This is a genomic window from Porcincola intestinalis, assembly GCF_009696445.1.
Lineage (GTDB): Bacteria > Bacillota > Clostridia > Lachnospirales > Lachnospiraceae > Porcincola > Porcincola intestinalis.
Genome location: NZ_VULZ01000002.1, coordinates 231040 through 244528, shown reverse-complemented (window position 1 = coordinate 244528; position 13489 = coordinate 231040). Strand labels below are relative to the sequence as shown.

Annotated in this window: 11 protein-coding genes; 9 read left to right on the top strand and 2 right to left on the bottom strand. The window is 57.4% G+C overall.

The genetic code is table 11. From position 1 onward, the window contains the following. Positions 1-202 precede the first annotated feature (202 nt). The 4 genes from FYJ35_RS03350 to FYJ35_RS03335 all read left to right on the top strand — a co-directional run bounded on the left by FYJ35_RS03350 (position 203) and on the right by FYJ35_RS03335 (position 3714). Positions 203-604: an SseB family protein gene (locus FYJ35_RS03350; protein ID WP_154523115.1), complete on the top strand. Its 402-nt coding sequence runs from the start codon at positions 203-205 to the stop codon at positions 602-604. Positions 605-635: 31 nt separating this feature from the next. After that, positions 636-1382 (top strand): metallophosphoesterase, encoded by a 747-nt coding sequence (locus FYJ35_RS03345; RefSeq protein WP_154523112.1) that lies wholly within the window; start codon positions 636-638, stop codon positions 1380-1382. Positions 1383-1548: 166 nt separating this feature from the next. Beyond that, the gene (locus FYJ35_RS03340; protein ID WP_154523109.1) at positions 1549-3090 is read left to right on the top strand and encodes a Y-family DNA polymerase; all 1542 of its coding nucleotides are present in this window, start codon (positions 1549-1551) and stop codon (positions 3088-3090) included. Positions 3091-3204: 114 nt separating this feature from the next. Beyond that, positions 3205-3714 (top strand): hypothetical protein, encoded by a 510-nt coding sequence (locus tag FYJ35_RS03335; protein ID WP_154523106.1) that lies wholly within the window; start codon positions 3205-3207, stop codon positions 3712-3714. 127 nt (positions 3715-3841) lie between these two features. On the opposite strand, the gene FYJ35_RS03330 is transcribed toward FYJ35_RS03335, so the two are convergent. Both FYJ35_RS03330 and FYJ35_RS03325 read right to left on the bottom strand, forming a co-directional pair. Beyond that, complete coding sequence (locus FYJ35_RS03330) at positions 3842-4249, bottom strand: C-GCAxxG-C-C family protein (RefSeq protein ID WP_154523103.1); 408 nt, start codon at positions 4247-4249, stop codon at positions 3842-3844. Positions 4250-4395: 146 nt separating this feature from the next. Further along, on the bottom strand, positions 4396-4986 hold the full coding sequence (locus FYJ35_RS03325) for a histidine phosphatase family protein (protein ID WP_154523100.1): 591 nt from the start codon (positions 4984-4986) through the stop codon (positions 4396-4398). Positions 4987-5332: 346 nt separating this feature from the next. Between FYJ35_RS03325 and FYJ35_RS03320 the strand changes: the two genes are divergently transcribed. The 5 genes from FYJ35_RS03320 to FYJ35_RS03300 all read left to right on the top strand — a co-directional run bounded on the left by FYJ35_RS03320 (position 5333) and on the right by FYJ35_RS03300 (position 13465). Next, positions 5333-6646 (top strand): DUF438 domain-containing protein, encoded by a 1314-nt coding sequence (locus FYJ35_RS03320; protein WP_154523097.1) that lies wholly within the window; start codon positions 5333-5335, stop codon positions 6644-6646. Between the two features lie 47 nt (positions 6647-6693). Beyond that, positions 6694-7089 (top strand): DUF488 domain-containing protein, encoded by a 396-nt coding sequence (locus FYJ35_RS03315; protein ID WP_330683452.1) that lies wholly within the window; start codon positions 6694-6696, stop codon positions 7087-7089. A gap of 227 nt (positions 7090-7316) precedes the next feature. Continuing rightward, complete coding sequence (locus FYJ35_RS03310; RefSeq protein ID WP_154523094.1) at positions 7317-9914, top strand: heavy metal translocating P-type ATPase; 2598 nt, start codon at positions 7317-7319, stop codon at positions 9912-9914. 216 nt (positions 9915-10130) lie between these two features. After that, entirely contained in the window at positions 10131-10955 is an 825-nt protein-coding gene (locus FYJ35_RS03305; RefSeq protein WP_205839685.1) for a DUF4176 domain-containing protein, read from the top strand. 68 nt (positions 10956-11023) lie between these two features. Beyond that, positions 11024-13465 carry a Tex family protein gene (locus FYJ35_RS03300; protein ID WP_154523088.1) on the top strand — a complete coding sequence of 814 codons (2442 nt, stop codon included), beginning with the start codon at positions 11024-11026 and terminating at the stop codon, positions 13463-13465. The last annotated feature ends 24 nt before the right edge of the window (positions 13466-13489 follow it).

Sequence of the window (13489 nt, the reverse complement as noted above, 5' to 3'; positions counted from 1 at the left end):
GGGGCGCTTTTGTCCATGGGGCTGTTCTGCCGGGTGGCACAGATAAACACTGCACAGATCGTCTTTTGAACCGCTGCCTCAATTTAAAACGTTGAAACATGGTGCACGGCTGCGGCATTTTGGCAGCGCCTGGTGTTTCATGGTATACTGGACTAAAACAAAAGGCAGGCGGAATACCGCAGAAGGCAGAACGGGAGAGCATATGACGGATCAGGGACTTGAAGGAAATGAGAAAATCGAGGAGCACATCGGGATGCTCCAGAGGGAGCCGTCCCCGGAAATGCTGGCGGTGACGCTTTCCACGATCCGCCGGAGAATGAAGCAGGGCGGACAGTTTGTCGTGGCGGTGTCGCCGGAGAAGACCCAGAATCTGGAGCTGCGCATTCTGGAGAATGAAGGAAAGCGGTGGCTGGAGGCGTACACCAGCTTTGAGGAGGAGATGAAAGGCGCTCAGCCGGTGATGTCGACCTTCCTGTCTGACATCGGACAGGTGCTGAGGATGGCGCTTCAGAGCGATGAGGTGGAGGGGCTGGCTTTGAATCCGTACCACCGCGCGATCCTGCTCGACAAGCATCTCATCCGGCTGATCCTGGGAGAGGCTTGAGCGGACAGCCGTCAGGGGCTGGGAGGTATCAATGGCACTGTATGCGCTGGGAGATCTTCATCTCTCCTATCAGTCAAAAATCAAGTCGGTGGCGCAGCGGGAGAGTGCGCTCTGGCAGGGACATGAGGAACGGTTTCTCGAAAACTGCCGGGCCATGGTGACGGATGCGGATACCCTTCTCCTGCTGGGGGACCACAGCTGGGGAAACAAGCTGCCATACTGCCGGAAGGATCTTGAGTATATCGAGTCGCTGCCCGGACGAAAGATTCTGCTGAGAGGAAACCATGACCATTTCTGGGATGTCAAGAAGACGGAACAGCTGAACCGGATGTATGAGGGAAGGCTTCATTTTCTGCAGAACAACTATTTTCTCTACAAAGACTACGCACTGGTCGGAACCAAGGGCTACTGCTTCGAGGGACCCTTCTACATGTCCCCCGGCGGGCAGATCGTGGGGTACGACGAGGAGGCATACGCCCACGCGCAGGCCCTGGTGGAGCGGGAGGCGGGGCGTCTTCAGAAGTCGTTTGATGCGGCAGTCAGGGATGGACACCGCAGGTTCATCATGCTGCTCCACTATCCGCCGACCAGTCTGATGGAGAGGGACAGCATCTTTACGAAGATGGCGGAGCAGTACCACGTCGAACAGGTGATCTACGCCCACTGTCACGGCGAGGCACGCTTCCATGACAGCATTCGCGGCAGAAAGAAGGGGATTTTGTACAGCCTCGCTTCCGGCGACTGCCTGAGGTGGAAGCCGCTGAAGGTGCTGAGCTGAGGGGATCAGAGCGGCAGCGGATACCATGCAGAGCCTACGGATCAGGGATCGTACAGTGCTCGCCGTTGTCTCAGTCAAGCACCCCGGGATTGAAGACTGTGCATATGGAAAGGTCGGTCAGAGGCGCTGTGTGCGGACATGAGGAAGGTATGGAGCAGAGTACGGTATGGAGCAGAGTACGGAGGATCATGGAAAAGTCTATATCGCAATTGACCTGAAGTCGTTCTTCGCCTCCTGTGAGTGCGCAGCCAGAGGACTGAACCCGCTGACGACCAATCTGGTGGTGGCGGACGCCTCCAAAACGGAGAAGACGATCTGCCTTGCAGTCTCTCCATCGCTGAAACGCTACGGGATACCGGGGCGGGCAAGGCTGTTTCAGGTAGTCTCGGCTGTTTCCGCAGTCAACAGAGAGCGGAAGAGCAGGGCGCCCGGGCGGGCATTTTCGGGAACATCCGTCGATGACGAGGCGCTGAAAAGGGATCCCGCTCTGGAGCTGGACTATATCGCGGCGCCGCCCAGAATGCGGCTCTATATGGAGACGAGCGCAAGGATCTACGGAATCTATCTGAAGTACGTGGCGCCCGAGGATATGCATGTCTACTCGATCGATGAGGTCTTCATCGATGCGACACCCTATCTGAACACATATGGACTGACTGCGCACGAATTCGCCAGGAAGATGATTGCGGATGTCCTGCATGAGACCGGCATCACGGCGACGGCGGGCATCGGTCCGAACCTGTATCTCTGCAAGGTCGCAATGGATATTGTGGCGAAGCATATTCCTGCGGACAGGGATGGTGTGCGGATCGCGGAGCTGGACACACAGACGTACCGTCGGCAGCTCTGGAGCCACCGGCCGCTTACCGACTTCTGGCGGGTCGGACGGGCGACAGAACGGAAGCTGCAGCAGGTCGGGCTTTTTACGATGGGAGACATCGCCAGGTGCTCGCTCGGAAAGCCGGAGGATTATTACAATGAAGACCTTCTCTATGACCTCTTTGGCGTCAGCGCGGAGCTTCTGATTGACCATGCCTGGGGCTGGGAGCCCTGCACACTGGCGGATATAAGGGCATACAGGCCGGAGAACCGCAGCATTTCATCCGGACAGGTTCTGCTGGAGCCGTACGATTTTGAGCATGGCAGAGTCATCATCCGGGAGATGGCGGAGAAGCTGTCGCTGGAGCTGTTCTCCAGGCGCCTTGTCACCGATCAGCTGGTGCTGGATGTGGGATATGACATCGACAACGTGGAAAACCCGGATCTTCGCGCGTATCTTCGGGGAAAGGTGACGCTTGACCGGTATGGCAGAAAGGTGCCCAGGCCGGCGCATGGGTCGGAAAATCTCACAGCACAGACAGCCTCCACGGAGGAGATCATCCAGGCTGCAGTCCGTCTTTACGACCGGATCGCAGACCGCAGGCTGACGATACGAAGATTCAATCTTTCGGCCAGCCATACCGTCCCGGAATCGGCCGTGAAAAAAGAGGAGACGTACGAACAGATGGACCTGTTTACAGACTATGATCTTCTGGAAAAGCAGAGAAAACAGGAACAGGAAAAGAGAGAGCGGGAGAGAAAGATGCAGGAGGCGGTGCTTGCGATCAAGAATCGCTTCGGGAAGAATGCGGTTGTCCGCGGGACGAGCTTTGAGGAAGGGGCAACCGGACGCAGGCGGAACGAGCAGATCGGCGGACATCAGGAATAGCTACGGCCTGCACCGGTCAGACATTGGCAGGAGCGGACAGATGGAGCGGGCAGATCGGCGGGCATCAGGAGTAGGCGCGGCCTGCACTGGTCAGACATTGGCAGGAGCGGACAGATGCAGCGGGCAGATGGGAGAACCTCAGGCGTGAGCGGGCAGACCAGAGAAGGGGGAAAACAGGCAGTGGGAGAGAACCAGCCGGACTACAGCGATATCATCAATCTGCCGCATCATGTCTCTGTCCGGCATCCGCAGATGTCCCGGACGGCCAGAGCCGCTCAGTTCGGTTCATTTGAGCCGCTGAGAGACTACAGGGACGTGCTCACGGAGGAACGACGGCTCACTGACGAGCGACCGGTGCTATCGGAAGAAGATCAGAAAAAGCTGAATGAGATGGTTGCGAAACTGACGGCGGACACGGCGCAGCCGTCTGCCAAACACCCGAAGATCCGGATGACGGTCTTCGTGCAGGATGAGAAAAAGGAGGGCGGCAGGATCGAGGAGATCCCCGGCATCCTCCGGGCTGTCAATCTGGAGCTGAGATATCTGGTGCTGGAGGACGGCCGGAAGGTTCCGTTCAGAGACCTCCTGAGGCTGACCGCCGAACGCCCGGAGCAGTTCTTTTGAACCGTCGAAACAGACTTGCGGAAATGGGCGCGCGGCGGAAGCCCACTGCCTATGGGCGGTGGGAGGAACCTTGTAAATTCGCAACCGTTAACCTTGGCTCTTGATTCATGAACGGCACCAGGGATTCTCAGGCTATTTTACCGGCGTCGCGGAGCAGGTTTTCCGTGAGGCGGACAGCCTCGTAGACCATATTGTCGCAGTGCTGCTTTTTCGGAGCCCCTTTTTCTGCGTTCACACGGAGCAGATCGCGGCACTGCGTCATGCCGTCGTGGCTCTGCTGAAACTGCTTCCAGTAGGACATGACTGTCCCCGTGTCACTGATACCGTACAGACCCAGGACAAGCAGGCCGCCTGACATGGCACCGCAGACGCCGCCGATTCTCATGCCGGAGCCGAAGTTGGCGGTCAGGTCAGCTGCCATCTGGCTGCTGAGCCCCTTCTCCTCGCAGAAGGCCATCAGCACAGCCTGCGCGCAGTTGTAGTGAACGTTCGGATCATTTCTCAGGGCTTTTGACCGCTCAAGATATTTGCTCATATTTGTCCTTTCCGCTGCTTTTCACTGCAGCAGTTCCCTTCGTACGGGGGATCTCCGGATGTCGAGGCCTGCGGTTTTTGGTGTGGGGCAGCCTCCTTCGCTCCGGGCGATAGGGGATATCTGATATCTGTATAGGTACAGCATGCTCAGAGCTTATAATCCTGAAGCAGCCTGTGCTGCCCCGGATCCGCATCAAACACGCGGATTTCGCAGTTGTGCGCACGTGGCCGCCACATGTAGCCGCTCTTCTTATCAAGCATGTAGCCGGAGAGTGCGCGCATCGTCCCGCCGTGGCAGGCAATCAGGATATTCTCGCAGTGATGCGCCTGTCCCTCTTTCACGATGTCGTCCAGGCAGGCATGCGTGCGGCTGACCAGGGAGGAGATGGGCTCCACGGTTTTCGGGGCCGGAAAGATGCCGGGCATCGCCCAGAACAGGAACATAGGAAGCCCGAGATGAAGATATGGGCGAAGCTCATACTTCCCAAAGTCCACCTCGATCAGTCTGGGATCGATGATGACATCTTTTTCCGGGACATTCCCGATGATGACAGCCGTGTCGACAGCACGCCTGAGCGGACTGGCATAGACCGCGTCAAAGGTGACATCCCCGATCAGCTTCCTTGCCGCTTTTGCCTGACTGAAGCCGGTTTCGTTGAGCGGCTCGTCCGTACGGCCCTGCATCAGATGTTCTTTGTTCAGCTTTGTCTGTCCATGCCTGGTAATCCAGATTTTCATCCTAAGCCCCTTCCGGTACTGCAGAGAAGTCTTTTTCTTTACAATCTTTACAATAAGAAATAAGTGTCAAAAGTACCTTTTGCCACGCGCATGCAGGCATGCGTGGTGGCAGACTTTTGACACCATAATCATAAGTCATCCTTTGTGTTCAGGCAAGGGATCAAATCACCGCCTTGTACCATTGAAAAGGCGTAAAACAGAGTGTAAAACAGAGGTAATGTAAAAATGAACGAATGGAAGGACAAAGCGTTGTTATAGCAACGGATACATTTTTATAACAACGTATAATGGCGGTATAAAAACGTGATACTTGATATTGTCAGATAGAAGTCAGGAGGATCAGGAGATGGCAGAGCTTGGAAATGTACAGCAGCTGAAAGGGATGCTTCAGAGACTGGGAGCGGGTGAAGACCTGGCTTCTGTGAGAGAGGACTTTGTGAAGTCATTCAAGGATGTCCCGGTGAAGGACATCATGGCGGCGGAGCAGGAGCTGATCAAAGATGGAGCAGATCCCAGAAAGATCACGAAGCTCTGCGACCTGCACTCCGCGCTTTTCCACGGCAAGACGGAAGGCGAGGTCATCCGCGAGCAGAAGCGGATGAAAAAGCAGGATCTTCTTCAGCTTCCGGAAGGCCACCCGGTCGATTACTTTATCCGCGAGAACAGTGCACTTGAGCTCATTCTGAACAATCTGCAGATGGCGCTTGAGAATGGCGGACACGATGACAAGGTTCAGCTGGCAATGGTCCGCCTGAAGAAGATCCGCGCCTTGTACGGGAAGAAGGAAGAGCTGATCATGGCCCCGCTGGAGCGCTACGGCATCACCGGCCCGAGCGAGGTGATGTGGGGCGTTGACGATGAGATCAAGGCAGAGGTGGGCAGGCTCGCCCGCGGCCTTCAGAGAACGAGTGCGGAGGAGCTGAAAGAACCGATTCTTGCGGTGATCAAGCGCATGCGCGAGATGATCTACAAGGACGAGAACATCCTTCTGCCGATCGCGATGCAAAACCTGACGGATGATGAGTGGGTGGATGTCTACCGCGATCTTCCCGAGATGGGACCGGTCTTCATCACGGAGATCCCGAAATGGGCGCACGGGGAGCAGGTGCTCATGGAACGGATGCAGGCGGAGAAAAGCGCGGCGGAGGCGGAGGACATGAAAACGCCGGCATCCGGCGCTGATTTTGAGCAGGCGGTCGTTCATTTCGATGGAAATGGATCTGAGAGCCCTGCCGGCGAGATGACGATTGCGCAGCTGCGCGGTCTGATGAAGATTCTGCCGCTGGACATCACCTTCATCGACGACCAGATGATCAACCGTTTCTATAAAAATGGAGACAAGGTTTTTTCACGCCCGCTCTCGACACTGGGACAGTCGACTTATCAGTGCCACCCGGTGCCGATCCGCGCGGTCGTGAAAAACCTGACGGATGATTTCAGGAGCGGTGCGAGGGACTCCTTCACACGCTGGATCCCAAACCCGGACCGGCCGGTGAAGGTGACCTACCTGGCGGTCCGCGACAAGGAAGGAACCTACCTTGGCGCGGCGGAGATCATCCAGGATATGACGGAGGCGTTCCGTCAGTTTCGCAGCATGGAAGCCGCTTCGATGAAGGCGGAGGCGCTGAAGGCCGCAAGGACGCAGCCAGGTCAGCCATAACAAAAACACAGCCGGGTCAGATATCACACAGGAGACCGAGGGACGGTATGGCAGGATCTCCGACGGAAAGACAGGAGGAAAGGGCGATGGGCATGCTTCAGATAAAGAGAGTCTATGAGGCGCCGGAGGAGCAGGACGGCTATCGGATTCTGGTTGACCGCCTCTGGCCGAGAGGGATCAGCAAGGAAAAGGCAAAGCTGGACCTCTGGGAGAAGAGCATTGCGCCGACAAAGGAGCTCCGGGCCTGGTACGGGCATGTGCCGGAGCGGTTCGAGGAGTTTGCCGGAAGGTACCGGGAGGAGCTGAAAGGCAATCCGGACATGGAGGCGTTCAGAAGTCTGGTAGCAGAAAAGCTTCAGGATGGGAATGTCACCCTTCTGTATGCGGCGAAGGAGGGTGCACTCAGTAATGCCGCCGTCCTTCTGGAAGATCTGAAGGCTTGAGCGTATCGGCTGCAGTCTGCCGGCTGCCGGGACAGGGTGTCCCGGCGGCTGGTTTTTTTCTTCTTGACATATACCCCCTGAGGGTATAATATGCTGTTGTCAGCAGATACCCAAGAGGGGTATATAATACGGGAGGCAGATGCAGATGTCGTTTGCAGCCTGCCGGGAATCAGGCATCTCTGCCGGAGGGCGACGGAGGCAGACTCCGCGGACAGAAAGGATCTTCTATGACACAGTATACAGTAACAGGAATGAGCTGCGCGTCCTGCCAGGCTCATGTTGAAAAGGCGGTTTCGAAGGTGCCGGGTGTGAAGGCGGTCTCGGTCTCGCTTCTGACCAATTCGATGGGCGTCGAGGGAACGGCGGACAGCGCCGCTGTCATCGCGGCGGTTGAGAAGGCCGGCTACGGTGCCAGCCTCAGGGAGGAAAGCGCAAAGAGCAGCGAAAGAAGCGCAAGCGCCAGACTCAGGGCGGAGGAGGAAGCCCTGAAGGATCACACGACACCGAAACTGGTCAGGCGGCTGGAGTATTCCGTCTTCTTCCTCGCTGTCCTGATGTACATCACCATGGGCCACAATATGTGGGGATGGCCGCTCCCGGCATTCCTCTCGCACAATCATCTGGGACTGGCACTGACACAGATGCTCCTGGCGGCAGCCGTGATGATCATCAACAAGGACTTCTTCACCTCCGGATTCAAGTCTCTGTTTCACGGTGCGCCGAACATGGATGCACTTGTGGCACTCGGCTCGAGCGTGTCCTTCGGCTGGTCCATCTACATCTTTTATAGGATGACGGTCCTGGTTACGCACGGAACTGCCAACATGGATCTGATGTCGCTGTATCACAATCAGCTCTACTTTGAGAGCGCGGCGATGATCCCGGCGCTGATCACTGTCGGAAAGACACTGGAGTCACTGTCGAAAGGCAGAACGACCGATGCACTGAAGAATCTGATGAAAATGGCACCGAAGACAGCCAGTGTCGAGCGGAACGGCCAGATGGTGACGGTCGGAATTGACGAGGTTAAGAGCGGAGATATCTTTGTCGTGAAACCGGGCGAAGCCATCCCGGTCGACGGGGTGATCGTAGAAGGATCGACTGCTGTCGATGAATCTGCTCTGACAGGTGAATCGATTCCGGTCGATAAGACATCCGGGGATGCTGTCAGCGCGGCGACCATCAACCAGAGCGGATTCATCCGCGCAAGGGCAACCCGGGTCGGCGAGGACACAACCTTTTCGCAGATCGTGCAGATGGTCTCGGACGCGGCGGCAACCAAGGCACCGATTGCCAAGATCGCAGACAAGGTCTCCGGCATCTTCGTGCCGGCGGTCATCGTGATCGCGGCTGTGGTTCTGGCCGGCTGGCTTCTGACAGGACATCCGCTCGCCGTTTCGCTGGAACACGCCATCACCGTGCTTGTCATCTCCTGCCCGTGTGCGCTGGGCCTGGCGACACCGGTTGCCATCATGGTCGGAAACGGGATGGGAGCCAAGAATGGAATCCTGTTCAAGACGAGCGAGGCGCTGGAGAATACCGGAAGGATTCAGATTGTTGCGCTGGACAAGACGGGAACCATCACAGCGGGGAAGCCGGAGGTGACCGATGTGCTTCCTGCGGCAGGAAGGACAGAGGATGATCTGCTGAGCCTGGCCTATGCGCTGGAGATGCAGAGCGAGCACCCGCTTGCAAGGGCGGTCGTCGCGGAGGCGGAGAAGCGTCATCTTCAGCCGAAGAAAGTCCATGACTTTAAGGCACTCTCCGGAAATGGACTGACCGCATCCATCGGAAATACCATCGTTCACGGAGGCTCAGGCAGCTACATCGGCAGCATTGCCGCGATCCCGGGAGATCTTCAGAAGAAGGCGGATGCACTTGCGGAGCAGGGAAGAACGCCTCTGTTTTTCGAGCAGGACGGCAGGCTTGCGGGCATCATCGCGGTGGCGGATGTCATCAAGCCGGACTCTGCACAGGCCATCCGGGAGCTTCAGAAGATGGGAATTGAGACGGTCATGCTGACCGGGGACAATGAGCGGACAGCCCGCGCCATCGGCAGGCAGGCCGGAGTGAACCGGATCATCGCCGGCGTGCTCCCTGACGGCAAGGAGGCTGTCATTCGAGAGCTTCAGAAACGCGGCAAGGTTGCCATGGTCGGAGACGGCATCAACGATGCTCCGGCGCTGACCAGAGCGGACATCGGCATCGCAATCGGGGCCGGAACGGATGTCGCCATCGACAGCGCGGATGTCGTTTTGATGAACTCAAAGCTGACAGATGTCTCAGGTGCAGTCAGACTGAGCCGTGCAACCATCCGCAACATTCATGAGAACCTGTTCTGGGCGTTTGCCTACAACGCACTCCTGATTCCGATGGCAGCCGGCCTCTATCCGGGTATCCACCTGAACCCAATGTGGGGAGCCGCAGCGATGGCGCTTTCAAGCTTTACGGTCTGCATGAACGCCCTTCGGCTGAACCTCGCGAAGGTGCACGATGCCGCTCATGACCGTCCGATGAATAAGAAGGCGCTCGAAACAAAAACAATGGCCGACGCTTCGGATGCGAGCATGGCGGAAGCAAGCCCAGACGACCGTCAGACAGCGGGCAGAACGGAGACGGAGACCGTCCTGGTCGGGGGCATGATGTGCGAGAACTGTGAGCGGCACGTCATGAATGCCCTGAAGTCGGTAGATGGCATCGTCAGCGTCAAAGCAGATCACAAGACGGGGAAAGCCATTGTGACCTACACGTCAAAACCAGATGAGACAGCGATGAAACAGGCCATCGAGGATGCCGACTACGAGTATGAAGGCGTTCAGGCCTGAGCGTGCGTCAATCCCGAGTGAGCGTCAGTCCCGGTACTGAACCGTCGAAATTCTACATATCCATATATCGAAATGAGCCATTGAAAGCCCGCGCCAGATGAGGCGGCCTCAATGGCTCATTTTCTTGTTTGACGCACCTTTTCGGGAGGTGTTACCATACAGCTGTTATGGAAGTATTGAGGTGAGATCAGGCGGAAATACCGGCAGGAGATGAATATGAGACGCAGAGATTCAGATATAAGACACAGAATGGCAGCCGCTGTCCTGGCAGCAGGCGTGCTTGCGGGCAGCGCGGCGGTATACGCGGGGGAAGGAACGACAGCCCCGGCAGGAACAGAAGCCTCGAACGATGCGGAAGTTCAGGCGGGGATGACAGAAGAAGCGATGTCGGAGGCCGGCAAGGTGGCGATATCGGAACAGGAGCACGGGATTCCTGCCGATGAGTGGCTGCCCATCGGATCGGTTGTGAAGGTCAGGGGATATAAACGAAGCTTTATGGTGCTCGGCCGTGCGGTTCTCAACGACAGCGACAGCTGCTACTATGACTACTGCGCCTGTCTCTATCCGGACGGATACATGGGCGGGACCCTCTATTTCTTCAACCAGGATCTGATTGCCCGGGTGGAGTCGGAGGGCTACGAGGATGCCTATGAGAAGCTCTACCGGGAGGAAAATCTGGACGGGCTTGATGTGGAAGCCCTGACAGATGGAAGCCAGACGGAGGCTGCGAAGGGGGAAGGCCCGGAGAGTGGCGCAGCCGCAGGGGCGCAGGAAACGGAAGAAAGCACAGAAGCAGACCAGGCCGGGCAGACGGAGCCAGCGGAAAGTGAAACTGCGGGGACTGTTTATACAACGACAACAAATGTCCGGCTCAGATCAGAGCCATCCACCGACGGAGAAGCGCTGACGACGATCCCCGGCGGCCGTCAGGTGACGGAGGATACCGACCGGAAGGAGAAGGACGGCTGGATTCCGGTGCTTTTCACAGACAACGCCGGGAAGGTTTTGTCTGGCTGGATCAAGAAAACATATCTGAAGTGAGAATAATTTGTTGCAGAAGTACAGCCGCTGCGGATTCAGGCACCGGCTGACAGGTCAGGAGAGAGAAGTTGAACATCAACGAAACCATATCGAAGGAACTGGGCATCGGCCTCTGGCAGGTAGAGGCGGTCGTGAAACTGATTGACGAGGGAAACACCATTCCGTTTATCGCCAGATACCGCAAGGAGATGCATGGCTCTCTGAATGACGAGCAGCTGCGCAGGCTGGATGAGCGGCTGACCTATCTCCGCTCGCTCGAGGACAGGAAGGCGACGGTTCTTTCCTCCATCGAGGAGCAGGGAAAGCTGACGGAAGCGTTGAAAACGCAGATCGAAGCAGCACTGACGATGGTCGAGCTGGAGGATCTGTACAGACCGTACAAGCCAAAGCGCAGAACCCGCGCGACCATCGCGGCGGAGAAAGGGCTCCAGCCGCTTGCGGATATCCTGCTGAAGCAGGAGACGGATGACACGCCTGAGAATCTTGCATCGCCATACGTCGATTCAGAAAAGGGCGTGGCGTCGGTGGAGGAGGCTCTTTCCGGTGCAGGGGACATCATCGCAGAGAACATTTCGGATCGGGCAGATCTGAGGACCAGAATCCGCGAGATTACGACGGCGGAGGGGATACTCACATCGGAAGTGAAAAAGAACCAGGACGATCCGCAGTCCGTGTATGCACAGTATTTTCATTTTCAGGGAAAGGTATCTGCGCTGAAGGGACACCAGATTCTGGCGCTGAACCGCGGGGAGAAGGAGAAGGTTCTGACCGTCTCACTTCAGGCTCCGGAGGATCAGATCCTGGGTGTCATCCGGCATGCTGTCATCACCCGGCCGGATGCGCCGGCGGCAAAGTTTCTGGAGCAAGTCTGTGAGGATGCCTACAGCCGGCTGATTGAGCCTGCGATTGAGCGCGAGGTGCGCGGCGGCCTGACAGCGCAGGCAGAGGACGGAGCGATCGATGTCTTCGGGAAGAATCTCCGCCAGCTTCTCATGCAGCCGCCGATTGCGGGGCAGACTGTGCTTGGCTGGGATCCGGCATTCCGGACAGGGTGCAAGCTGGCGGTTGTCGACGAAACCGGCAAGGTGCTTGACACGACCGTCGTCTATCCGACGGAGCCGACGACTCCGGCAAAGATTGCGGCAGCGAAGAAGAAGGTTGAAGAACTCATCTCAAAATATCATGTGACGCTCATATCCTGTGGAAATGGAACAGCCTCCAGGGAGTCGGAGAAGATTATCGCGGAGATCATCGCGGAGGTGCCGGAGCAGGTGCACTATGCGATTGTCAGCGAGGCAGGGGCGTCGGTGTACTCGGCAAGCGAGCTGGCGACGGAGGAATTTCCCACGTTCGATGTCGGACAGAGGAGTGCGGCCTCCATCGCCAGACGGCTTCAGGATCCGCTGGCGGAGCTCGTCAAGATTGACCCGAAGTCGATCGGAGTCGGCCAGTACCAGCATGATTGTGATCAGAAAAAGCTGGGCGGAAAGCTGGAAGGTGTGGTCGAGGACTGTGTCAATGAGGTTGGCGTCGACCTGAACACAGCATCCTGGCCGCTGCTGCTGTACGTGTCCGGCATCACCAAAAAGACGGCAAAGTCGATTGTCAGCTACCGGGAGGAGAACGGGAAGTTCGAGGACAGAAAGCAGCTCCTAAAGGTATCCGGGCTCGGTCCGAAGGCCTTCGAGCAGTGCGCAGGCTTCCTGCGGATCCGGGGCGGTCAGAATCCGCTCGACATGACCGGGGTACATCCGGAGTCCTATGAGGCGGCAGCCAGGCTGCTGAAGGAATTCGGATATTCCAAGGAGGACGTCGAGAAGGGTCAGATCCGCGATCTTGACAGCCGCATCCGCTCGGAGGGCGGCATCGGAAAGCTGGCGGAGCAATTCGGTGTCGGAAAAGAGACACTCGCAGATATCGCGAAGGAGCTGGAGAAGCCGGGAAGGGATCCCCGCTCTGATATGCCGAAACCGGTCCTCAGATCGGATGTCATGGATATGAAGGATCTGAAGCCGGGCATGATTCTCAAGGGCACCGTCCGGAACATTGTGGATTTTGGCGCATTTGTCGACATCGGCGTCCACGAGGACGGTCTGGTGCACATCTCCCAGATGAGCGACCATGGCTTTGTCAAATCCCCGCTGGATGTCGTCTCAGTCGGAGACATTGTGAATGTGAAGGTGCTGGACGTGGACCTGAGCCGGAACCGGATTTCCCTGTCGATGAAGCTCGGAGAACCGGCGGTTCATGGGAAGAAGCAGGATGGGGCTGCATCCGGCAGCCATAAGCAGGATAAACAGCGTCTGGACAGCCGCCGCGAAGACGACAAGAACGGCAGACAACGCCAGAATGGAAGACGCGGGGGTGTAAAGACCGGGATACAGCATCAAAGTGACAGGCATACAGATGGTAAGAGCGGCGGGCAGCGCCCGGACAGACGGACGGGCAGGGGCAGCCGGCAGGAGAACGGCGGGCTGGATCTGTCGGCACTGCTCCGGAAGTGGAACTGAGCCTGCATGGATGTACCTGGGTCC

Excerpts from the sequence above, each read along its gene's own strand:
- FYJ35_RS03350 (WP_154523115.1), top strand. The coding sequence starts at position 203 with ATGACGGATCAGGGACTTGAAGGAAATGAGAAAATCGAGGAGCACATC.
- FYJ35_RS03345 (WP_154523112.1), top strand. The coding sequence starts at position 636 with ATGGCACTGTATGCGCTGGGAGATCTTCATCTCTCCTATCAGTCAAAA.
- FYJ35_RS03340 (WP_154523109.1), top strand. The coding sequence starts at position 1,549 with ATGGAGCAGAGTACGGAGGATCATGGAAAAGTCTATATCGCAATTGAC.
- FYJ35_RS03335 (WP_154523106.1), top strand. The coding sequence starts at position 3,205 with ATGCAGCGGGCAGATGGGAGAACCTCAGGCGTGAGCGGGCAGACCAGA.
- FYJ35_RS03330 (WP_154523103.1), bottom strand. The coding sequence starts at position 4,249 with ATGAGCAAATATCTTGAGCGGTCAAAAGCCCTGAGAAATGATCCGAAC.
- FYJ35_RS03325 (WP_154523100.1), bottom strand. The coding sequence starts at position 4,986 with ATGAAAATCTGGATTACCAGGCATGGACAGACAAAGCTGAACAAAGAA.
- FYJ35_RS03320 (WP_154523097.1), top strand. The coding sequence starts at position 5,333 with ATGGCAGAGCTTGGAAATGTACAGCAGCTGAAAGGGATGCTTCAGAGA.
- FYJ35_RS03315 (WP_330683452.1), top strand. The coding sequence starts at position 6,694 with ATGGCAGGATCTCCGACGGAAAGACAGGAGGAAAGGGCGATGGGCATG.
- FYJ35_RS03310 (WP_154523094.1), top strand. The coding sequence starts at position 7,317 with ATGACACAGTATACAGTAACAGGAATGAGCTGCGCGTCCTGCCAGGCT.
- FYJ35_RS03305 (WP_205839685.1), top strand. The coding sequence starts at position 10,131 with ATGAGACGCAGAGATTCAGATATAAGACACAGAATGGCAGCCGCTGTC.